Origin of the sequence: Acetobacterium sp. (assembly GCF_039830195.1) — a bacterium.
In the GTDB taxonomy this organism is placed as follows: Bacteria; Bacillota; Clostridia; order Eubacteriales; family Eubacteriaceae; genus Acetobacterium.
Map to the genome: position 1 here is coordinate 1 of NZ_JBDODG010000028.1, position 21,035 is coordinate 21,035.

19 protein-coding genes and 1 tRNA gene are annotated in these 21,035 nt (G+C 39.0%); 19 read left to right on the top strand and 1 reads right to left on the bottom strand.

The window, feature by feature from the left end; translation table 11 throughout:
* The 11 genes from ABGU93_RS08330 to ABGU93_RS08380 all read left to right on the top strand — a co-directional run.
* Positions 1-1,501, top strand: a 1,501-nt coding sequence (locus tag ABGU93_RS08330; RefSeq protein WP_347413009.1) for a hypothetical protein, incomplete at its 5' end; no start/stop codon positions are given.
* Positions 1,491-2,621 (top strand): HEAT repeat domain-containing protein, encoded by a 1,131-nt coding sequence (locus ABGU93_RS08335; protein ID WP_347413010.1) that lies wholly within the window; start codon positions 1,491-1,493, stop codon positions 2,619-2,621. The genes ABGU93_RS08330 and ABGU93_RS08335, both read left to right, overlap by 11 nt.
* Complete coding sequence (locus ABGU93_RS08340) at positions 2,621-4,018, top strand: glycosyltransferase family 2 protein (RefSeq protein ID WP_347413011.1); 1,398 nt, start codon at positions 2,621-2,623, stop codon at positions 4,016-4,018. The genes ABGU93_RS08335 and ABGU93_RS08340 overlap by 1 nt, the downstream gene beginning before the upstream one ends.
* A 168-nt stretch (positions 4,019-4,186) precedes the next feature.
* On the top strand, positions 4,187-5,956 hold the full coding sequence (aspS, locus tag ABGU93_RS08345) for an aspartate--tRNA ligase (RefSeq protein WP_347413012.1): 1,770 nt from the start codon (positions 4,187-4,189) through the stop codon (positions 5,954-5,956).
* Positions 5,956-6,426 (top strand): SoxR reducing system RseC family protein, encoded by a 471-nt coding sequence (locus ABGU93_RS08350; protein ID WP_347413013.1) that lies wholly within the window; start codon positions 5,956-5,958, stop codon positions 6,424-6,426. The genes aspS and ABGU93_RS08350 overlap by 1 nt, the downstream gene beginning before the upstream one ends.
* Before the next feature lie 130 nt (positions 6,427-6,556).
* Positions 6,557-6,633, top strand: a tRNA-Pro gene (locus ABGU93_RS08355).
* A gap of 136 nt (positions 6,634-6,769) precedes the next feature.
* Positions 6,770-7,891 carry a hypothetical protein gene (locus tag ABGU93_RS08360; protein ID WP_347413014.1) on the top strand — a complete coding sequence of 374 codons (1,122 nt, stop codon included), beginning with the start codon at positions 6,770-6,772 and terminating at the stop codon, positions 7,889-7,891.
* Between the two features lie 12 nt (positions 7,892-7,903).
* Complete coding sequence (locus ABGU93_RS08365; protein ID WP_347413015.1) at positions 7,904-8,551, top strand: YggS family pyridoxal phosphate-dependent enzyme; 648 nt, start codon at positions 7,904-7,906, stop codon at positions 8,549-8,551.
* 14 nt (positions 8,552-8,565) lie between these two features.
* Positions 8,566-9,054 carry a cell division protein SepF gene (locus tag ABGU93_RS08370; RefSeq protein WP_347413016.1) on the top strand — a complete coding sequence of 163 codons (489 nt, stop codon included), beginning with the start codon at positions 8,566-8,568 and terminating at the stop codon, positions 9,052-9,054.
* 315 nt (positions 9,055-9,369) lie between these two features.
* Positions 9,370-10,107 carry a YlmH/Sll1252 family protein gene (locus tag ABGU93_RS08375; protein ID WP_347413017.1) on the top strand — a complete coding sequence of 246 codons (738 nt, stop codon included), beginning with the start codon at positions 9,370-9,372 and terminating at the stop codon, positions 10,105-10,107.
* Positions 10,108-10,128: 21 nt separating this feature from the next.
* The gene (locus ABGU93_RS08380; RefSeq protein ID WP_347413018.1) at positions 10,129-11,046 is read left to right on the top strand and encodes an RluA family pseudouridine synthase; all 918 of its coding nucleotides are present in this window, start codon (positions 10,129-10,131) and stop codon (positions 11,044-11,046) included.
* Position 11,047: 1 nt separating this feature from the next.
* On the opposite strand, the gene ABGU93_RS08385 is transcribed toward ABGU93_RS08380, so the two are convergent.
* Entirely contained in the window at positions 11,048-12,817 is a 1,770-nt protein-coding gene (locus ABGU93_RS08385) for an NFACT RNA binding domain-containing protein (protein ID WP_347413019.1), read from the bottom strand.
* A gap of 348 nt (positions 12,818-13,165) precedes the next feature.
* Here ABGU93_RS08385 and ABGU93_RS08390 point away from each other — a divergent pair, with 348 nt between their 5' ends.
* The 8 genes from ABGU93_RS08390 to rsmB are packed head-to-tail and all read left to right on the top strand — an operon-like array spanning position 13,166 to position 20,943.
* Positions 13,166-14,044, top strand: coding sequence for a YicC/YloC family endoribonuclease (locus tag ABGU93_RS08390; protein WP_347413020.1), 879 nt, complete (start codon positions 13,166-13,168; stop codon positions 14,042-14,044).
* 17 nt (positions 14,045-14,061) lie between these two features.
* On the top strand, positions 14,062-14,733 hold the full coding sequence (gmk, locus tag ABGU93_RS08395) for a guanylate kinase (RefSeq protein WP_347413021.1): 672 nt from the start codon (positions 14,062-14,064) through the stop codon (positions 14,731-14,733).
* Positions 14,734-14,735: 2 nt separating this feature from the next.
* The gene (gene rpoZ / locus ABGU93_RS08400; protein ID WP_347413022.1) at positions 14,736-15,029 is read left to right on the top strand and encodes a DNA-directed RNA polymerase subunit omega; all 294 of its coding nucleotides are present in this window, start codon (positions 14,736-14,738) and stop codon (positions 15,027-15,029) included.
* Between the two features lie 10 nt (positions 15,030-15,039).
* Positions 15,040-17,448, top strand: a complete 2,409-nt coding sequence (gene priA / locus ABGU93_RS08405; protein WP_347413023.1) for a primosomal protein N' — start codon at positions 15,040-15,042, stop codon at positions 17,446-17,448.
* A 35-nt stretch (positions 17,449-17,483) separates the two neighbouring features.
* On the top strand, positions 17,484-17,924 hold the full coding sequence (def, locus tag ABGU93_RS08410) for a peptide deformylase (RefSeq protein ID WP_347413024.1): 441 nt from the start codon (positions 17,484-17,486) through the stop codon (positions 17,922-17,924).
* Positions 17,921-18,862: a methionyl-tRNA formyltransferase gene (gene fmt, locus ABGU93_RS08415; protein WP_347413025.1), complete on the top strand. Its 942-nt coding sequence runs from the start codon at positions 17,921-17,923 to the stop codon at positions 18,860-18,862. The genes def and fmt overlap by 4 nt, the downstream gene beginning before the upstream one ends.
* 57 nt (positions 18,863-18,919) lie before the next feature.
* Positions 18,920-19,621 carry a zinc metallopeptidase gene (locus ABGU93_RS08420; protein ID WP_347413026.1) on the top strand — a complete coding sequence of 234 codons (702 nt, stop codon included), beginning with the start codon at positions 18,920-18,922 and terminating at the stop codon, positions 19,619-19,621.
* Positions 19,621-20,943, top strand: coding sequence for a 16S rRNA (cytosine(967)-C(5))-methyltransferase RsmB (gene rsmB, locus ABGU93_RS08425; RefSeq protein WP_347413027.1), 1,323 nt, complete (start codon positions 19,621-19,623; stop codon positions 20,941-20,943). The genes ABGU93_RS08420 and rsmB overlap by 1 nt, the downstream gene beginning before the upstream one ends.
* Positions 20,944-21,035 lie beyond the last annotated feature (92 nt).

A 21,035-nucleotide genomic window follows, 5' to 3' on the forward strand; every position in this document is an offset into this window, starting at 1 on the left:
CTATACAACGGAGGAATCGAGCCCATTTGAGAATATGCTGGCGGAGGTCATGGATGATTTATTAACCTATGAAAGTCAAAAATATAAAGAGCAGCGATTGGTATCCTTTGTTTCGGAACCGTCTATAGATCCCTTTGAATACAAATATGATATAAAATTACAAAGTGAAAAAATTGTAAGTATCGATGCAAATCACATCAAACTTACTGAGAATATAGAATCAGGATTTTTTGCATCTTATCACATCTATGATTACATAACTGATTTTTCAAAATGCCTTGCAGAAAGTGAGATTCAAGTGCATGCAGATTATCTCAATAAAATTGATAAAAATACTTCTGACGATGGATATGTAGAAATGTTAAATCTCTATCATGAGATGCCCGTACTTATTTCCAGCTATGGTTTTTCAACGGCTCGAGGCATCGATAATATAAACACCGGTTTTCTCACAGAACAAAAACAGGGTGAAAACTTAATGAATACTTTTGATGAAATCATCACAGCAGGATGCTGTGGTGCCATCATTTCGACGTGGCAGGATAATTGGTCTAATCATACATGGAACACCCAATATGCCATTGATACACTGCAGGAAAAAAACTGGTGTGACACTCAAAGTGTGGATCAGAAGTATGGCTTGATGTCATTTGATCCGGGAAAAACAGAACGACTATGCTACATTGATGGGGATCCGTCCGAATGGAATGAGAAAGACCTGGTTTCAGTGCAAAATAATCGATCAATCTCAGTTAAGTATGATGAAGAATTTGTCTATTTTATGGTAAAAGAGGAAAATCTGAATCAGCAGGAGGCTATCTATATCCCCATTGATACAACACCCAAAAGCGGCAGCTATGAAAGTAAAGAATACTCAGTTTCATTTGATCGTCTTGCTGATTTCCTGATAGAGATAAAAGGTAAAGATAGCGCCCGTCTATTAGTCCAGGAGTACTATGATCCCACCAGAGCAATGTACGAAAAATCGATCTCGGGAGTCGATCCGTATATTGATGTCCCTGACCCATATTCGACGACATTTTCTGTAGTAAGGATGTTGCAAAAAAAATCACCAGATCCACTTGTGAATCTCCAGAAAATGTCGAATGAGCAACGTTTTTTATTCAATCTTTCACCAATTTATGAAACAGGAAGATTGAATTATGGAAACGGGAATCCAAACAGTAGGGACTATAATTCTCAGGCTGATTATATCTTTGGGAGCGACTGTATTGAAATACGGATTCCCTGGCAGCTTTTGAATTTTTCGGATCCTTCAAATATGATGATCCATGATGATTACTACCAAAATTACGGAGTAGAAAAGATGCATGTTGATAAAATGTATGTGGGGGTCGGTAACTTTGGTGACGAGACTATTAAAACGAACTCAATTAAATTAAAAGAATGGAAAAGTCGTGTTGACTATCACGAAAGACTCAAACAATCGTATTACATAATCCAAGAACACTGGGCACAGGGTGAAAATGTTGAATATTGAAATATTGATTTATATGTATGCATTGCTTTGTCTTTCATTGATCGGTTTTGATTGTTTATGGGCCTTGCTCAGCCGTTTAAGAAATAGGAGAATCAAAAAAGTTGAAGCTGAATTCTCTAAAAAATTTGAAGATCAATTAGATAAAATCACTTCTGTTAGCGAAATTGACAACAGTCAAATGAAGTATTTAACAAAAAAGCTGAAGAACGTTGATAATCTAAAAGCTTTCCACCGGGCTCTTGAAAAGTACAATGACAACAACAGGATTGAACCATATTTACGGCAACTTGGGAAGCTGTTCGTTTTATTAGCTGCCAAATATGAAAAACAACAATCGATTAATAAGGCGTACTTTGCTTACGTGGTATCCCAATATCCGATCAATTTTGCTGAGACTGCCAAATCGATTTCTGAGATATTGATTTCGTATTTATATGATAAATCTGTTTACTGCAGGGAAAATGCACTTATGGCATTATACCAATTTGGAGACGAAGAAAACATCCTCCGAGCGGTAAAAATTCTCGATAATCGACAGGTTTATTATAACTCAAAACTTTTAACTGATGGTTTATTCTCGTTCAAGGGAAGTCATGAGAAATTAAGTATTAAATTGCTCGAGAATTTTTCGTATTTTCATGCGCCGATGCAGTTGACAATTATTAATTATTTTAAATTAACCAATGTAGACCTTAGAGGGATGATGTTTGGATTATTGATTGATAAAAATTTGCATAATGAAATCAAATTTGCACTGATCAGATATTATGGCAAACATTATTTTGAACCAGCAAAAAAGGTATTGATTGATTATTTGCTTCAAAAAAACAGCGAAGAATGGGAGTTCGCTGCATTGTCGGCCAGAGCGCTTTCTAGATATGAGGAGCGACAGGTGATCGATGTTTTAAAATCGTCATTGTCAAGTAGAAACTGGTATGTACGTTTGAATGCCGCTTCCAGTCTTTGTGAAATGAATGTCAGTGAAGATGAGTTTTTGGATATTATAAATGGAAAGGATCGATTCGCAAGAGAGATTCTTCAATATACTTTTAGTATCAGAAAAAAAAATTCGACTAAACAGAAAACCAGAAATCAAGTTGGAATCGAGGTTTGCAAATAATGGAAACAATAAGAATATTTTTAAGTTTCGTTGGAATATTTTTTATCATTTATTTAATTGGATATTCAACGTTTCTGTTTTTATCCGTTATCGTGGGTTCTAATGTTTTATACGAAAAACGAAGAAATGAAAGTTTGAAAAATGAATTAAAACATGACTACTATGTACCGATTTCGATACTTGTTCCTGCGTATAATGAAAGTGTTACCATTATTGAGACGATCCATTCAATATTAGATGTTGAGTATAAATTGTTTGAGATTATCATAGTTGATGATGGATCTAGTGATGACACATCAGATAAGTTGATCAAATATTTTAATATGCACTTAGTTAATCGACCAATCAATAAGCTCATTAAGTGTAAGAGTGAAGAGTTTATTTATGAATGTCACGATCAGAAAGTTTCAATCACTTTGATCAGAAAAGAGAATGGTGGAAAGGCCGATTCCTTAAATATGGGGATAAATGCATCAAAGTATCCATATTTCATCTGTATGGATGCAGATACACTACTCCAATATGATTCACTTGAAAAAATCGCTAATCCTATTCTGGAGTATGATGATGTAATTGCTACAGGTGGGGTCATCGGAATCAGTAATGGCATTGAGCTTGAACATGGTCGTGTTAAAGATTATAAATTGCCAAAAAATCTTTTAGCATCGATGCAGGTACTCGAATATGATCGATCTTTTTTAGCTTCTCGATTATTGATGGATCAATATAATGGGAGTATTCTGATCTCAGGGGCTTTCGGGATGTTTAAAAAAGAGATTGTGATTGCTGTCGGAGGATATGATAGTTCGACCATTGGCGAAGATATGGAACTGATACTGAAAATGCATGTATTCTGTCGAACCCATAACATACCTTATCACATTAAGTACTCAGCTGATGCAATCAGCTGGAGCCAGGCACCAGAAAAATTGAGTGACTTAAGAAAACAGAGAAAGCGATGGCATTTGGGTTTATTTCAAAGTATGACGATGCATCGACGTGTTTTTGCGAATGTTGAATATGGAGCGGTGAGCTTTGCATCGTACACATATTTCTTATTATATGAGCTTTTATCTCCGTTCATAGAATTATTCGGAATTTTGACAATGGGTCTAGCTTATGTCTTAGACCTCGTAAACATTCCTTTCATGGTGATGTTTTTTCTTATCTATGCATCTTTCGGGGCGATTTTAACTTTGACTGCATTTTTTACTCGCATACATACGCAAAATTATAAAATTCGATTTAGTGACGTGCTCAAGGCTGTTTTACTTTGCTTTTTTGAAAATGCCGGTTTAAGATTTTTCATAGCCATTGTCAGAATGACAGCATTTATCGGATACAAAGAAAAAAAATTGCAGTGGGATAAGTTTGAACGGGTACAGACTGAAAATTAATTAAAGAAAAGGTTGTCTTGAAAATGATTTCGATAAGGTAGATAAACATATAAGAAGTTTACCATTCAGAGATGGAATTCGCTTTTCCCACTTGACATTCTCCCAACATCTTCATTATAATATAAAGGTTAAGAAGATAAATAAATCACTATATACATTGGAGGTAGCATGAATACTTATTATAGAAATACCATGTGTGGAGAATTAACAGCAAGTGATGTCGGTCAGGTAGTCGAACTGGCTGGTTGGGCGGATAATCGTCGAAATCTCGGCGGCGTACTATTTATTGATTTAAGGGACCGTTCTGGAAAAATTCAGCTGGTTGTCAACGAAGAACGGCCTGAAGCTTTTGAAATTGCTGAAAAGGTCAGAAATGAATACGTCTTATCGGTTAAAGGTCAGGTTGTTTTACGAAGTCCAGAAAATGTCAATCAAAATATTCCAACCGGTGAAATCGAAGTCGAGATTATCGAATTAAAAATCCTCGATTCGTCAGAAACACCACCGATTTATATTGAAGATAACGATCAGACCAATGAAGCCGTGCGATTAAAATATCGTTACCTTGATCTGAGAAAACCAAAATATCAGAAAATTCTCAGAACTCGTCATCAGGCAGCTGCCATTGCCAGAAATTTCCTGAATGAAAAAGGCTTTTTAGAAGTTGAAACACCAATGCTGGCGAAACCAACCCCAGAAGGGGCCCGAGATTTTCTGGTGCCATCTCGGGTGCAAAAAGGAAAGTTTTTTGGACTGCCTCAGTCACCCCAGTTATACAAACAGATTCTAATGATTTCCGGAGTTGATCGTTATTATCAGATTGCCAAGTGTTTCCGTGATGAAGATTTAAGACAGGATCGTCAGCCGGAGTTTACTCAAATCGATATGGAAATGTCGTTCATTGATAAAGATGATATTATAAAAATAAATGAAGAAATGATTGCGAAGATCATGAAGGAAGTAAAAGGGGTAGAGGTCCAAACGCCGATGGTAAGAATGACTTATCAGGAAGCGATGGATCAATACGGCTCAGATAAGCCAGATACCCGATTTGATTTGAAATTGATTGATTTATCTGAAATTGTTGAAAACTCTGAATTCAAAGTCTTTTCCGGGGCAGTCAAAAAAGGCGGAAGTGTTCGTGCCATTAATGCTAAAGGTGCCCAGGATAAATTAAGCAAAAAAGGCATCAAAGGACTGGAAAACTTTGCTAAGATTTATAAGGCTAAAGGTTTAGCCTGGATTGATGTTTCTGAAGACGAGATGAAATCGCCAATCCTGAAATTTATTTCAGAAGAAGAAAAAGCAGCAATTTTTGAAAAAACCGATGCCCAACCAGGGGATTTAATTTTCATTATTGCTGACACCAATGAAATAGTCTGTAATGCTTTGGGTCAATTGAGATTGGAACTGGCACGTAAATTAGAATATGATTTAAAAGATCAATACAACTTCCTCTGGGTAACCGATTTTCCATTGTTGGAATATGATCCTGAAGCTGGCCGATATACGGCTAAACATCACCCTTTTACAATGCCGCTGGAAGAAGATTTGCAATATCTGGAAACTGATCTTTTGAAAGTTCGGGCAGACGCATACGATATGGTCGTAAATGGCGTCGAACTGGGTGGTGGAAGCATTCGTATCCACAACCAGGATATCCAGGAAAAAGTATTCACTGCGCTGGGCTTTTCTCAGGAATCGGCCTGGGAGCAATTCGGATTTTTACTGGAAGCCCTTAAATATGGAACGCCTCCTCATGGTGGTCTGGCGTTTGGTTTAGATCGTCTGGTGATGCTGCTGACTGATAATGATAATATCCGTGACGTTATCGCATTTCCAAAAACTCAAAATCATGGTTGTCTGATGATGGATGCGCCAGCCAGTGCAAGTCTGGATCAACTCATCGATCTGGGCATTTCTGTGGATGAATTGTAATGAAAGAAATAGGAACGATAAAAGCGCTTCAGGGAAATAATGCGGAAGTTGAGATCAAACGTAATTCAGCTTGTGGTGATTGCGGAGCCTGTCATGTCAGCAAAGACCAATCAGTTATGTTGACAACTGCTAAAAACCCCATCAATGCTAAAAGCGGTGAAATAGTCGAGGTCGAGATGCAATTTGCCAATGTTTTTGTAGCCGCATTTATTATGTATGGGATTCCATTGATTGCCTTCATTTTAGGAAGTTGCGTTGTATATTACTTGGTTGGCGCCTTAAGTTTAGGATGGGATCAGGTGCTGACTTCATTTATAACAGGGATTAGCCTTACAGCCATTACATACTTGGTGATCCGGAATTTTGATCGTAAAGGCCGGTTTAACAGTAAATATCAACCGGTAATCATCGCTGTTGTTGAGAATCTTGAAACCATATCATCTCCCATGGAAAAACGAATGGGAAACTAAATTACATGAGGTATCTGCGGGTTTTTGACGCAGATACCCTTAAATATTTATATATTTTAATGGGTTTAAATGAATTAAATAAAAAAAAGCTTGATTAATCCTTCATTTATCATTATAATATATTTACTGTCTGGGTGTAGCGCAGCTTGGTAGCGCGCTTGACTGGGGGTCAAGAGGCCGGAGGTTCAAATCCTCTCACTCAGACCATTTTTTATTAAGGTGAAAATATGGGACAAATTAAAAGAAAAAACAATAGACGAGTCAATTCTTTGAGAAAAATTGTTGTTGGCATCGTTTTTTTTTTATTGTAGCAATAATTTTTATTTCGAGTTATCGAGGTAATATGAGCATGCTGCTCGAGAAAAAAGACTATACCGAATCGTACAAAACTGAGATGTATTTCTTTAAAGATATCGACTATCGGGTGATCGATGATTTCCAGGCCAGTGATCTCTCACTGCAGGAAGGCGAAAAGGCCAACGGCTATAAACCGCTGACAAATACAGCTAAGGTTGTCAATACTGATTATTTAAATGAACAAATCGCGGTAATTGATATGATTATCAAAGAAGAATATTATAACAATTGGAGCCGGATTGTGGGTGATATTGTATCCAACTATCAGGGCATTTCAAGTATTACCAACCAAATTGGGGAAACTGAACGGGAACGAAAGAAATTCTTAATAGAATCGGTCCAATATATGGGTCTGGATTTGGCTGCTCTGCAACAAAAACGTCAAACCCTGGTGGGGCTGCTAGGTGGAGAGTCCAGAAATATTGCCCTTAATGAATTGGGACTGCTGTCAAGTGGATACGTGTATACATCAATACAGCCGGTTGAAAAAGCCTTGAGTGAAAGTATGCTTCCCTACATCAACACGACATTTCTTAAAACGGCAAGTAAAGTCGATCAGGAATCTGAAGGACTTTTGAAGGTTGTCAACAATGATCATATTTATGTTGCATTTTCGATACCCAATGACATGACCATAATGGGACAAGATGAAGTTATTTCCTTTAAAACAGAGTTAATGGGCACAGCTGACAGTGGGATCAACCAGGACTATTATGAGTTTTTAATCAAACGGGTTGATCAGCTTTACTATTTTCCAAAACTCCGATTTGAATATGAAGATAAGGTTTACTCCGGTTACTTTGTTGATGTTATCGATGAAGGAAATCAAAAAATTGTTGTATTGATGCTTAAAGATTATATCAATGATTTTTCTGAAGTGGTAATCGGCAAGTCAGACATTTATATTCAGGACTACAGTGCCTATGAAATACCCAAAAGTGCCGTTTATAAGAAAGATGAAGAAACAATGATCGACACAGTTACAAAAGGTTACTTCAGTGATTCCCTGCCGGTTGTTGTCGAAAAATATAACAATGGCAATGCTGTTTTAAGAACGATTGATAATCCAAACTTAAGCAGCGGAATGCGCATCAGTATTTACCCTTAAGGATGTGAAAAAGTGATTTCAGAAAATATTAATCGGATAAAGTCAGAAATACCAGACCAAGTCACCCTTGTCGCAGTTTCGAAATATCAAAGCATAGAAGACACCAAAGCGGTGCTGGACGCTGGGATTTATGATCTCGGCGAAAGCAAGGTTCAGGATTTTCTAAAAAAACACGAGGCTCTGGGAGATCGTCCCCGATGGCATTTTATCGGGCATTTGCAAAAAAACAAGGTCAAGTATATCATCGGAAAAACATTCCTGATCCATTCAGTTGACTCAATTAAATTAATTGAAGTAATTGAACGCGAAAGCAAAAAACAGGGAATTGTTACCAATGTGTTGCTCCAATTAAATTTGGCCCGGGAAGACAGTAAATCAGGAATTCTTGTCGAAGAACTAAATAGCATTTTGGAAGCATTGCCCGGATATCAGTTTGTCAAAGTCAAAGGACTGATGGCAATGGGACCATTGACCCAAAATAATGACAAAATTCGTGAGATTTTTGTGGAATTAAAAAAAATTTATGATAGAATAAAAGAGGAATCTGTGGATGAGATTGTTCAAATGAATTATCTGTCTATGGGTATGACTGATGATTATACCATTGCAATAGAAGAAGGCTCCAATATGATAAGAGTTGGACGCAAAATATTTAGTTAGTTAGGAGATATACAATGGCAGCAGAGAAATTTAAGGATAAAATTATTAAGGTTTTTGGCATGGAAGTGGACAATGAGGATGGTTACGACGAGATTTACGAAGAAGATGTATATGACGATGATATCGAAGATACAAAAAGTGCCTTCAGTGCGCCAAAAACAAAGAAAACGACTCCTTCAAGACGAAGTGAATTATCCCTTGACGACGGTCCAGAAGTTTTAGTGTTGGAACCTGAAGTTTTTAAAGATGCTCCAAGTATTTGCAATAAAATTCGGAATAACAAAACAGTAGTATTGAATTTAAAAAATACCGATTATGAAAATGGTCGCAAGATTTTTGATTTTTTAAGTGGTGCTCTATTTGCCTTGGACGGATCAATTAACAAAATAGCTGATAACGTATTTATTTTAGCCCCGAAAGCGGTCGCTGTTTTAACCAATCCTCAACATGATGATTTGGATTTTAATGCCCCGATTTTAGAGTGGGATGAGGATATGGAATAGGTCGTTTATGATCCAGGGAATTCTCATTCAAGCGGGTAATTTATTATTTGAATTAGTCACACTATTAATCTTTGTGAACATTATTTTTAGCTGGGTAAACCCAGATCCAAACAATATTTTTGTAAAGACGATTTATGGCTTAACTGAACCTATTTTGTCGCCACTGCGACGATTTACAATCATCGGACCATTGGATTTATCAGCATTTGCCGCTATCCTTTTAATGCAGATTGTACTGTTTCCACTTTATAAAATGGTCGTAATGCTAATTTTCTAAAATTTAATTCAGACATTTAAATGTTGAAGGGATGTCTTATGACAGATAAAAAAGATATTTTTTTATTATCACGGATTGCTGATGCGTGCGATAAAAATTTTGAACCCCGATTCTTTGATTTTTATGATGAAGTGTTTCAAAAAAAAATAGTGGACACCATTAAGCATAGTGGTGTCCCTTATCTATTTTTTGGAGGACACCCGGATGCAGAGCGAAAAATGTTATGTGTTTATCCGGATTATATATCAGCAGAGGATCTGGAATGGCCTATCTTCGCCATTGAATTCGAAAAAACGATTCCCATCGATCATCGCAACGTGCTGGGGGAACTCATGCATCTGGGTATAACCCGGGAGAGCATTGGTGATATTGATGTGGGCGAAGATAAGGTGCAGATTATTGCTCACCAGCGACTGCAGGATTTTCTATGGATCAATTTAAATCAGATTAAAGGCCGAGAAATAAAAACCATAATCAAAGATTGGAAACAGATTCAGAGCTTTGAAAAGAATTTCAAACGGCTGTCCGTGGTTGTAGCTTCGAACCGGCTTGATGGGATCATCAATAAAATATGGGGGTTTTCCAGACAGAATAGCCTTGTTTTCATCAAACAGGGTAAGGTAAGGGTGAATTATACGGAGATCAATAAAAATGATTTCCGGCTGAAATCTGGCGATGTTATTTCACTGCGAGGAAAAGGCAAGGCAAAAATAATTGGCATGGATGAGCGGACAAAAAAAGGAAATATCCGTTTAGAAGTGGATCGATACATATGATTGATAACAAGGGAGAGCTTTATGACTAAAGAGCGTAATGAATATATTGTGCCAGAAGAGACCGAGCAACGACTGGATCATTTTTGCTGCGCTTTGCCGGGGGATTATTCAAGAGAATACATTAAGCGACTAATCACGACCGGGGATGTTTTGGTAAACGGACAAAAAAAGAAAGCCAGTTATCATGTAAAGCCAGGAGAAACCATCACCTTGATGATTCCTGAACCGGTCGCCTGTCATATGGAAGCAGAAGACATTCCGCTTACCATCATCTATGAAGATGAGGATGTGATCGTCGTTAATAAGCCCCAGGGAATGGTGGTCCACCCTGCTCCAGGAAACAGCAGTGGTACCCTTGTTAATGGATTGCTTTATCACACAAAGAATCTATCAAATATCAATGGCGTCATGCGGCCGGGGATCATTCACCGAATTGATAAGGATACCTCCGGATTATTGATGATTGCCAAAAATGACATCGCACACCGTAGCCTTTCGGAACAGCTTAAAGAGCATAGTATTCTTAGACGTTACTATGGACTGGTCAAAGGCAATGTCAAACCCAACCGCGGCACGGTGGATATGCCCATTGGCAGACACGAACAACTCAGGATAAAGATGGCAGTGGTGGAAAAAAACTCGAAATCGGCAATTACCCATTTTGAAGTAGTGAAGCGGTATGCCCAGTATACCTTTCTCCGTTTTCAGCTGGAAACCGGTCGCACTCACCAAATCCGGGTGCATATGGAAAAAATCGGTCATCCGTTGGCAGGAGATCCATTGTATGGTAAAGGAGACAAGAATAACCCCTTTAAAACCGCGGGTCAATGTCTCCATGCCCATACGCTTGGTTTTACCCATCCCAGAACCGGAGAGCGTCTCGTTTTTAGAGCTCCGGTTCCGCCTGAGTTTAAATCCATATTAAAAAGTCTGAAATAGGTTAAATAGAATCGGCAATGATTTCCATTGCTTCAACGCCATCCTGTGTTGGGGTTACATACATAGTGTTTTGGTTGGTGAAGATAACCATCCCCGGTTTTGCCTTGCTGGGTTTCTTTAAATATTTAAACTCAAGATAATCAACCGGAACATTACTGGAGCCTCGTGATTTGCTGTACCAGGCGGCCAGATTACCGGCTTCCAGTAGGGTTTTTTCGGTGATGAAGCGTCCGCCAGCCACAATCAGTACATGAGAACCAGGGGCATCTTTGACATGAAGCCAGCAGTCCTCACTTTTTCCCATTTTTGTAGATATGAAATCATTCTGATAATTGTTCTTACCAACAAAAATATGAAACCCTTCAGATGAAACATAATGCAGGGGCTGTGAAGGGGTTTGTTTTTTCTTGTCTTCTTTGGAAAGTGTTTTTTTATTAAATTCAGAATGGAGAAATTCGTGGCGGATTTCATCGAGTTCGGCCAACTCAGTGGACTGATTTAAACTATTGACCAGGCTCTCCAGATAGTATATTTTTTCTTCAGTTTCAATAATATAGCCAGCCAGATGTTTCAGTGCTATTTTACTTTTGTTATACTTTTTATAGTAGTGTTGGGCGTTTTGAGCCGGGGTTCGGTTGACTTTCAGGGGAATCTCAAGGGTCTGACAGTCGGGATCGTAATAGTTAACTAATGTCGCGATTTCCTGACCTTTTTCAATAGCATAAATATTGGCGGTAATTAAATCACCATAGAGCTTAAACTTCTCACTTTTATGAGATGCGTCCACATCATGTTGGAGATTATCTAACTTTTTGATATTTTTTTTGACCAGAATGTCAAGCTGCTGACGAAGATTGGCCGCTCGTGTTTTGAAACGCAGGGCCTTATCCCGTTTAAAATAATATTCCTCAAGCATTTCTGAAATGGACGGGTAGGATTCGTATCGATGATCAGCGCGTAAATAATGGAGATCGACCGTCGAAAAATCCACCATTTTTCGACCCAGATAGATAATAACAGGATCAGCTTGCTGTTCTATTTCGGTAATAACTTGAGTAAACCCTTCCCATAAGAATTGCTTTTGCTTTTTGGAGAGCTCAGCTACAAGAAAATTAGGGTCGATGCCGCTTCTGAAAGCGATCTCTTTACCGATGTTGGGGCTGATCCCCAGAAAAGCCTGAATAAAAAATTTTTCCACCGATGCTTCGCCATGATTGGCCAGCAGTTCATTCAATTGTTCGGCTTCAATATTAAAAAAAGCATAACGGTTATTTTCCGGGGGATAAATATAATCCCGACCGGGAAGGATTTGGCGGTAGCGGCTGGAAGTCGAACCTACTTTTTTCATGGAATCGAGGATTTTCATCGATTCATCAACCAGGATAATATTGCTGTTGCGGCCCATTATTTCAACCAGCAGTTTTCGGACAACCGTTTCATTGAAATCATTTTTTGATGAAATCGAAATTTCCATGATACGATCAGTTTGATGCTGGGCAATATCAACAATCGTGCCATTGAGAATATACTTCCTCAAAACCATGCAAAAACTGGGCGGTGCACTGGGATTCTCTTTGATTTTTTCGGTCATATATGCGCGCGGGTTACTCGCGTTGGATGAAAGTAAGACATGGTGTTTTTGATTTCCCAGGTTAACCAAAAGCCGGATTTCATCGTTTTCTGGTTGATAGATTTTTCGTATGCGACCTCCAATTAAGAGGGGTTTAAATTCTTCTATTAAGTGATACAGGGTAACGCCATCATAAGCCATGTAAAATGCTCCTTTCAAATAGATGGATAGAGATGGGATGATTTTATCACGTTCTTCACAGATGTAAAAGGGTTTTAAAAAGATAGGCATAAGAAAAAATTAAGAAAAGTAAAGCTGAATTCTATTTAGTGTTTAATAAGTAGGGAAACGTTGACTTTTTTATGGGAATTGGATATAGTATATGGATTAGGTAACTAAGTGAAAAGATATCTTTTATGCCATAGTACTTAATAATCTTGCAGTTTGAATATTTTACAATTACAGAAAAAGCAGTGGCCTGGCTATGATTTCACATGACTAATTAGCTGAAATTAACCGGGTGGATTAAAATGGAAATGGAGAAACATCATGAAAAGTATGACAGGCTTTGGGCGGAAAGATTATCGTGATGAGGAAGTCGATTGTTCAATTGAGATTAAAACGATTAACCATCGATTCAGAGATTTTTTTGTTAAAATTCCAAAAACCCTTAATCCAATCGAAGAGAAAATCAGAAATACTGTCTCGCAAAGCATTGCGAGAGGACGCATTGAGATATTCATCAAATATTCGGAATTGGGCACCAAAAATCGCCACATTGTTTTTAATCGGGATTTAGCCAAAAATTATATTTCGGTGTTAAACGAAATTCGTCGACTTGATTCTATGATTGGGGATGACCTGAGTTTATCCCTGATTTCAAAATTTCCCGATGTGATCATGATTGAAGAAGACATCGATGATTATGAAAGTATTTGGTTGAAAATTCAACCGGTTTTAGTAAAAACGCTTGAAGAAGTCGATGCCAGCCGCGAGCGCGAAGGAAGCGCATTGAAAAATGATGTGGTCAATCGCTGCCGTACCGTTCGGGATCTAGTTAAAAAGATCAAAGAAAAAAGTCCTGACATGCTGGAGCGTTACAGAGATGAACTGCGGGAAAAAATATCTTCCTATGTAGAGTCGGTTGAAATAGACGAAAAACGTTTATTAACTGAGGTCGCTCTGATGACAGACAAGCTTAACATCGATGAAGAATTAACCCGGCTTCAAAGCCATTTAGATCGTTTGGAAGGCATGGTTGAGGAAACAGAACCGGTTGGCAGAAAACTGGATTTTTTAATTCAGGAAGTGAATCGGGAAATTAATACCATCGGCTCAAAAGCCAGCGATTTAGCCATTGCAAATATTGTAGTAGATGTTAAGAGTGAGATTGAAAAAATAAGAGAACAAATACAAAATATTGAGTAGGGGTGTTAAATAAGTCTATGAGTGATTGTCCAGTAGTAAATAAGGAATTAAAAGAAGATCAATTAACTGAAGCTTTTTTTGAACGTGAAAAAGGTATTCTCATTGTTATATCAGGACCATCCTGTGCCGGTAAGGGAAGTGTATGTAAGATTATCTGCCGAAAAAACCCAGATCTGCGACTGTCGATTTCGGAAACAACACGTCAGCCTAGAAACAGTGAGAAGCATGGTCGGGAGTATTTTTATATTTCAAAAGAGAGTTTTGAAGAAAGAATCAAACAAGGACAATATCTGGAATATGCAACAGTCTATGAAAATTATTATGGAACACCTAAAGACTACGTGGAAAACTTATTAGAATCCGGATTTGATGTTATCCTGGAAATTGATATCCAGGGTGCAGCGAAGGTTCGAACTAATTACAAAGAAGGTATTTATATTTTTATCGTTCCGCCGTCCATGCAGGAATTGCGACGACGAATCGAAGAACGGGGAACCGAAAGTAAAGAACAAATGGAAATGCGTTTAAATTGCGCCTACGAAGAGATGAAAAACGCTGATGATTACAGTTATATTGTCATCAATGACGATCTCGACGATGCGGCACAACGAGTGCAGAGTATTATTACGGCAGAAAAATGCCGAACTGAACGACTAAAAAATAAAATTGAAGATATACTTGGGAGGTAACAATGCGATATCCAGCATTAAATGATTTAATTGTTAAAGCAGAAAATAAATATTCTCTGGTACTGGCAACAGCGAAACGGGCAAGAGAAATAGTGGATGGGGATGAGCCACTGGTAAAAATTAAAATTGATAATCCGGTTACGATTGCGACCAATGAAATTGCTGAAGATATGATCCACTGTGTTCATAAGGTTCATGAACCAGAGAGTGATGAAAATTTCGAAGCTGATATTGACACAGCTTCAGTGATACTTAGCAGTAACGAATTTGAAGAAACATTAACTATTACAGAATAGGACATGCACCGTGAAAATTGCCGAAGTTTTTTTAAACCAGACGAACAAACGTATCGATCACGCCTACGACTATCGAATTCCACAGCAACTGGAAGCAGTCATTAAAGTGGGAATGCGCGTTGTTGTTTCATTTGGGTTCGGAAATCGGCGGGTTGAAGGTTTTGTTATACAAATTAAAGAAACAACTGATTATTCGGGCAGAATCAAAGAAATTACTGAAAATATTGATAGTCAGCCAATTTTAAATAAAGAACAAATAGAATTGTGTCTTTGGATGAAGACCGCCTATTGTTCTTTATTTTATGAAGCCCTTTCTTATTTTACCATGTCAGTTCAAATCAAACAGGAGACCTGTTATTTTAAAAATCAGGGTAGTTTTGATCTGAATTTAAAAGAGAACTGGTTTATTGAACATTATTTTACCGAAGATAAAAACACCGAAGATAAAAACGCTTTGCTGATAAAAAAAGTTAAACCTGAAGATCGGGTAATTCTAACTGCTCTCGTTAAGAAAAAAGTAGTTTATGCTAAAAAGAGCTGGAAAATTCCCGGCGATCCAAACGGGGATGATGGTTCGGCTGAAACAAGCTATCATCTAACCGATACTGGTCGGGAAGCACTTAACTGGGATAAAAAAATAGGAAAAAAACAGCGCGAGCTGATGGACTCCCTGGTCTACCATGACATGACAGCAGGAGATCTAAAAATGGTATTAGCACAATTTGAGAAAAGCTTGAGTCCTTTAATTAAAAAAGACTATGTTCTTACATACAAGACTTTATCACAAGCACTGCGAGAAAATCCGGTCGAAGCAGCAGAAAAAAACCAGTCAGTTATCTTAACAAATAAAGAACAGCAAAGTTATAATTGGTACCAGGAATTGACGAAAGTGAAGCCGGGTGTTTTTTTTCACGTTTTTGATGGAGCCAGCAAGTATCGGCTGTTTTTTAAAGCCATCGAAGACCAGTTGAAATCCAATAAATCAACCGTTATTATCTTTCCGGAAGTCAATATGACATTTCAGCGCATGGAAATGTTTTACAAATACTTTGGTGATCAGGTTGGTATTTATCACGGCCGACTCACCCAAAAACAACGAGCAGAATTGTATCAGCGGGTTCAAACCGGGGAACTGAAAGTCGTGATTGGGGTGCGATCAGCGCTGTTTTTGCCATTTAAGAGTCTGGGTTTGATCATCATTGATGACGAACATGATTCGTCACATATTAGTATCTCAACACCCCGGTTTCATATCACCGATATCGCAAAAAAAGCAAGTGAAATAATGGGGGCTGCTTATATCATCGCAGATGACACCCCCCGAATCGCCACCTGGTATCAAATCGAAAAAAAAGCGATGGCAATAATCCAAATCGGCGAAGCACAGAAACTACGTCATGGGATTGAGATCATCGATATGCAAAAAGAAATGCACGCGGGTAACATGGGCATTTTAAGTCGAATCTTGCTTAAATATATGCAAACTGGCTTTGAACAGAAACGCATGAGTGTGTTGTTTATTAATAATAAGGGTTATGCCAACAGTGTGTTATGCCGTAACTGCGGTCAGATCGAGAAATGTCCCCATTGTGGGGTCTCTCTAAAATACTTCAATCGCGATCATTCCCTGCAGTGTCATTATTGCGGATATAAGATGGCGGTTCCGCTACGATGCCCGGATTGTGGCAGCGATAAAATCAGACACCTGGGTTTCGGTATCGATCAATTAGAAGAGTATCTCAGAAAGGCTTTTCCGGGTGTCCGAATCGGTACTGTTCAGGGAAACATGAAGCGAACTGAAATAAAAAAAATGAACAGAGCCATAGCCAACAGCGAAATTGATGTCTTGATCGGAACCCAGGTTATTATTAAGCACTTTAACTTAACCAATGTAGGGGTCGCGGCAGCCGTTCTGATTGATCGCGACCTTAATCAGGGGAACTATCAGGCCTCGGAAACAGTTTACCAGACTTACAGTCGTTTTTTTGAAAAAGCGATGGATGATACGACAAAGGGATTGATTCAAACCCACGAACCAGAAAATGATACTATTTATTCGATCAAAAATGAAAGTTTCCAGGAGTTTTACCGGGGTGAAATCCGCTATCGAGAATTGTTGAAATACCCACCGATAGTTGAGATGGTTAGTTTTGGAGTTTTTCAAAATAACGATAAGGAAGCCGAAAACGACGCATTCCGGCTTTATGTTGCGATGAAGGAAGAATTAAAGGGATTTGGGATTGAGCATGCTGTGTATAAACCAGTGCGGATTGGTGTGACCAGGGGTGGGAACATCACCTATCAAATTGTATTAAAGTCCTCTGATCCAAGGGTTTTTAGAAATTTAATGCCAAAAATCATCAGGCTTGGTATAATAGAAGAATTGAAATCAAAGGTTTCGATTCAAATAAATTTATAAAGAATGCAGAAATAATAACGAATCAGGAGGAAAATATGGCTATACGACAAATCAGAATCGATGAAGACCCGATTCTTAGAAAAAAATCTCGGGTTATTGAGGAAATCGACGAAAAAATAAAAACATTAAATGATGACATGGTGGAAACCATGAATAAAGCGGAGGGCGTCGGTTTAGCGGCCCCACAGGTCGGTATTCTAAAACGCTTGTTTGTCATCGACGTTGGTGACGGACCGATGACCTTTATTAATCCCACTATCATTTCTACTGAAGGTGAAGAAGAAGATGAAGAGGCATGCCTCAGTCTTCCTGAACAGTCAGGTCTGGTGAAGCGACCGGAATCATTGGTGGTAGAAGCTACCGATCTGGACGGCACGGTTTTTCAACTTTTCTGTTCGGATTTGCTGGCGCGAGCGGTTTGCCATGAGCTTGACCATCTGGATGGGATCTTATTTATTGATCGCGTAGAAAAATGAAAAAAATAAAAGTGATATTTATGGGAACAACGGATTTCGGTGTTCCAGCCCTGGAAAACCTCGTGTCTGCCGAGTATCAGGTTGTCGCAGCAATCTGCCAGCCGGATCGACCCAATAAGAGAGGGAACAAGGTTGAAATACTGCCGTTAAAAGCCAAAGCATTAGAACTGGGGATCACAGTATTACAGCCTGAAAAAATTAAGGATCCTCAATTTATTGAGCAATTGAAGAGTTTCCAGGCGGATATCTTTATCGTTGCGGCATATGGTCAGATCTTATCTAAAGAAATTTTAGAAATGCCACCCTTTGGTGCTTTGAACATTCATGGCTCACTGTTGCCTGAGTATCGGGGAGCAGCGCCGATTCAACGGGCTATCATTGATGGAAAAGAAAAAACAGGGGTCACCATTATGCAGATGGGCGAAGGCATGGACACTGGCGATATGCTGTCAAAGGCAGAATGCCCGATAACCGCGACCACGACCTTTGAGAGTCTTTACCGGGATTTATCTATTCTAGGTGGAGGCTTATTAATTGAAACGCTAAAAAAGGTAGTGGCAGGAACACTAAAACCGGTTCCTCAAAATGATTCATTGGCCACCTATGCGGAGAAAATTCTTAAGGATACCGGCCATATCAATTGGGCCACAAGCAGCCGCGAGATACTGTATTTGATTAATGGAACGGATCCGGCGCCGGGGGCCTATGCAATGTATCATGATGAAAAAATCAAATGCTTTTTCCCGGAGATCATTGCGTGGGAAGGCCAGGAAAAACCGGGAACCATCTTAATCGCTGATGATCGGGTTGGTCTAGTGGTTAAAACCCAGGACGGTGCCCTGAAAATCGGGTCAGTTCAAGCACCGGGTAAAAAGCGGATGGATGCCACCGTTTTTTTACGCGGAAAAAAAATGGAAATTGGAACTGTTTTAAACTAGCCTAAGCAGTTCTTTAGGTAATTATGCTAAGATAAAAAAAATACAGGAGGTTATGCAATGTTTTTTTTAGAGTATTATTGGACTATGCTGATACTGGTTCCGGGAATCATTTTCGCCGCCTATGCTCAGCACCAGGTGAGCAGTGCCTACAAAGCATACAGCAAGGTACCGACTAAAAATGGTATGACCGGGGCCGCTGCGGCGCGCCAATTACTAAATGCCAATGGATTAAATGCTATTGCTATCGAAAATGTGTCTGGTAATCTGACCGACCACTATGACCCCCGGAATAAAATCATGCGCTTGTCGTCAGGCGTTGGACAGCAGGCCAGCGTGGCAGCGGTTGGTATTGCCGCCCATGAAACCGGTCATGCCATTCAGGACAAGGAAGGGTACTGGCCGCTGCGATTTAGAGGATTCATTGTGCCTGTTACGGGTTTTGCCTCGAATTTAGCCTGGCCTATTTTTTTCATCGGGCTTTTCTTCGGGCAAACATCTGGATGGGGGACGATGTTTATGAATTTGGGAATTATTCTGTTTTCATTTAGTCTCTTCTTCACGGTGATTACCTTACCGGTAGAATTTAATGCCAGCAAGCGTGCCATTGCTGCGCTGGTAGATAACAATATGCTACAGCCGGGCGAAGAAGTTGGGGTGAAAAAGGTTTTAAGAGCTGCCGCTCTGACTTATGTCGCGGCAGCGCTGATGTCTTTGTTAACGCTGATCAGATTAATTATATTAAGAGGTTCAAGAGATTGATGAATATTCGTAAACTTGCGCTGGAAACCCTGCTAAAAATTAATTATGATGGAGCCTACTCCAATTTGGAAATCAAACGAACCTTGCAGCGTTTTCCAATTAAAGATGAAGACCGCCGGCTTTATTTAAATATTGTTTATGGCTGTCTTCAAAATCAAATTTATCTGGATTATCTGATTAAACAGCAAAGTAGCCGACCGGTGAATAAATTACACAAAGAGGTCAGCGAAATATTGAGAATCGCTATTTATCAACTCTATTTTTTGGATAAGATTCCCAACTATGCAATTGTTAATGAATCGGTTAATTTGGCCGCCGAAATTCAGCCCCAGGCTAAAGGCTTCATAAACGGTGTGTTGCGTAACATTATGCGAAAAATTGAAAAAGATGGTAAAGAATTCAAGTTCGAAAACTGGGACAATGAAAAGGAAGCTTTATCAATCCGCTATTCGGTGCCGCTATGGATTGTCCATAAATATTATGAAGTATATGGGGTGGAAAAGGCTGAGACGATCATTCCTCAATTGAACGAAAAGCCCCCATTTACGGTGCGTTGTAATACCCTGAAGACGTCAAAGGATCAATTGATTAAAGAATTGCTGGATGCCGGGGTCGAAGCAATACCCGGAAACCTTTCGCCAAATGCCATCCATCTTACTAACCTGGTGATTTTTGAAAGCAACATTGAGAATTCCCATTTGTATCGCGATGGCCATTTTCTGATTCAGGATCAGGCCGCGATGCTGACTGTTGAACGGTTGAATCCAAAACCGGGGAGCCGGGTTTTGGATATGTGTGCAGCACCTGGTGGAAAGACAACTTATCTTAGTCAGTTAATGAATAATCAGGGTCAGATCATTGGTCGGGATGTGTATGCCAGCCGGCTGAAACTAGTTGAACAGAGCATGCAGCGGCTAAAATGCACGAATATCATTCTTGAAGATCAGGATGGCTGCGATTTTTCGTTGGCTGATGAAGCCTCATTTGATAAAATTCTATTGGATGCTCCCTGTACAGGTCTTGGGGTAATCAGACGAAAACCAGAGATAAAATATCACAGCACCAAAGAAGGCCGCAAGGCACTGGTGAAAATTCAAGAGACTCTGCTTGAAAATGCAGTCCGGTATTTAAAACCCGGAGGTGAATTGCTTTATTCAACCTGTACCATCAATAAAGATGAAAATGAAAACCAGATAAAAAAACTGTTGGTGAAATTTCCCCAGCTGCAGATTATCCCCGATCACAACGGCAATGACTATACCTATACCAGCCCGCTAATGGATGGCTGTGATAGTTTTTTTATGTGCTTATTAAAAAAATAACAAAGCTGGGTCAGCAATTGACGAACTTTTATAAATCATGACTAAAGAAATGATATTCACGAAAACAGAGAAAAAAGAATTTTGAAAAAATT

Coding starts and splice junctions, on each gene's coding strand:
- ABGU93_RS08340 (WP_347413011.1), top strand. CDS start 2,621: ATGGAAACAATAAGAATATTTTTAAGTTTCGTTGGAATATTTTTTATC.
- aspS (WP_347413012.1), top strand. CDS start 4,187: ATGAATACTTATTATAGAAATACCATGTGTGGAGAATTAACAGCAAGT.
- ABGU93_RS08350 (WP_347413013.1), top strand. CDS start 5,956: ATGAAAGAAATAGGAACGATAAAAGCGCTTCAGGGAAATAATGCGGAA.
- ABGU93_RS08360 (WP_347413014.1), top strand. CDS start 6,770: ATGAGCATGCTGCTCGAGAAAAAAGACTATACCGAATCGTACAAAACT.
- ABGU93_RS08370 (WP_347413016.1), top strand. CDS start 8,566: ATGGCAGCAGAGAAATTTAAGGATAAAATTATTAAGGTTTTTGGCATG.
- ABGU93_RS08375 (WP_347413017.1), top strand. CDS start 9,370: ATGACAGATAAAAAAGATATTTTTTTATTATCACGGATTGCTGATGCG.
- ABGU93_RS08380 (WP_347413018.1), top strand. CDS start 10,129: ATGACTAAAGAGCGTAATGAATATATTGTGCCAGAAGAGACCGAGCAA.
- ABGU93_RS08385 (WP_347413019.1), bottom strand. CDS start 12,817: ATGGCTTATGATGGCGTTACCCTGTATCACTTAATAGAAGAATTTAAA.
- ABGU93_RS08390 (WP_347413020.1), top strand. CDS start 13,166: ATGAAAAGTATGACAGGCTTTGGGCGGAAAGATTATCGTGATGAGGAA.
- gmk (WP_347413021.1), top strand. CDS start 14,062: ATGAGTGATTGTCCAGTAGTAAATAAGGAATTAAAAGAAGATCAATTA.
- rpoZ (WP_347413022.1), top strand. CDS start 14,736: ATGCGATATCCAGCATTAAATGATTTAATTGTTAAAGCAGAAAATAAA.
- def (WP_347413024.1), top strand. CDS start 17,484: ATGGCTATACGACAAATCAGAATCGATGAAGACCCGATTCTTAGAAAA.
- fmt (WP_347413025.1), top strand. CDS start 17,921: ATGAAAAAAATAAAAGTGATATTTATGGGAACAACGGATTTCGGTGTT.
- ABGU93_RS08420 (WP_347413026.1), top strand. CDS start 18,920: ATGTTTTTTTTAGAGTATTATTGGACTATGCTGATACTGGTTCCGGGA.
- rsmB (WP_347413027.1), top strand. CDS start 19,621: ATGAATATTCGTAAACTTGCGCTGGAAACCCTGCTAAAAATTAATTAT.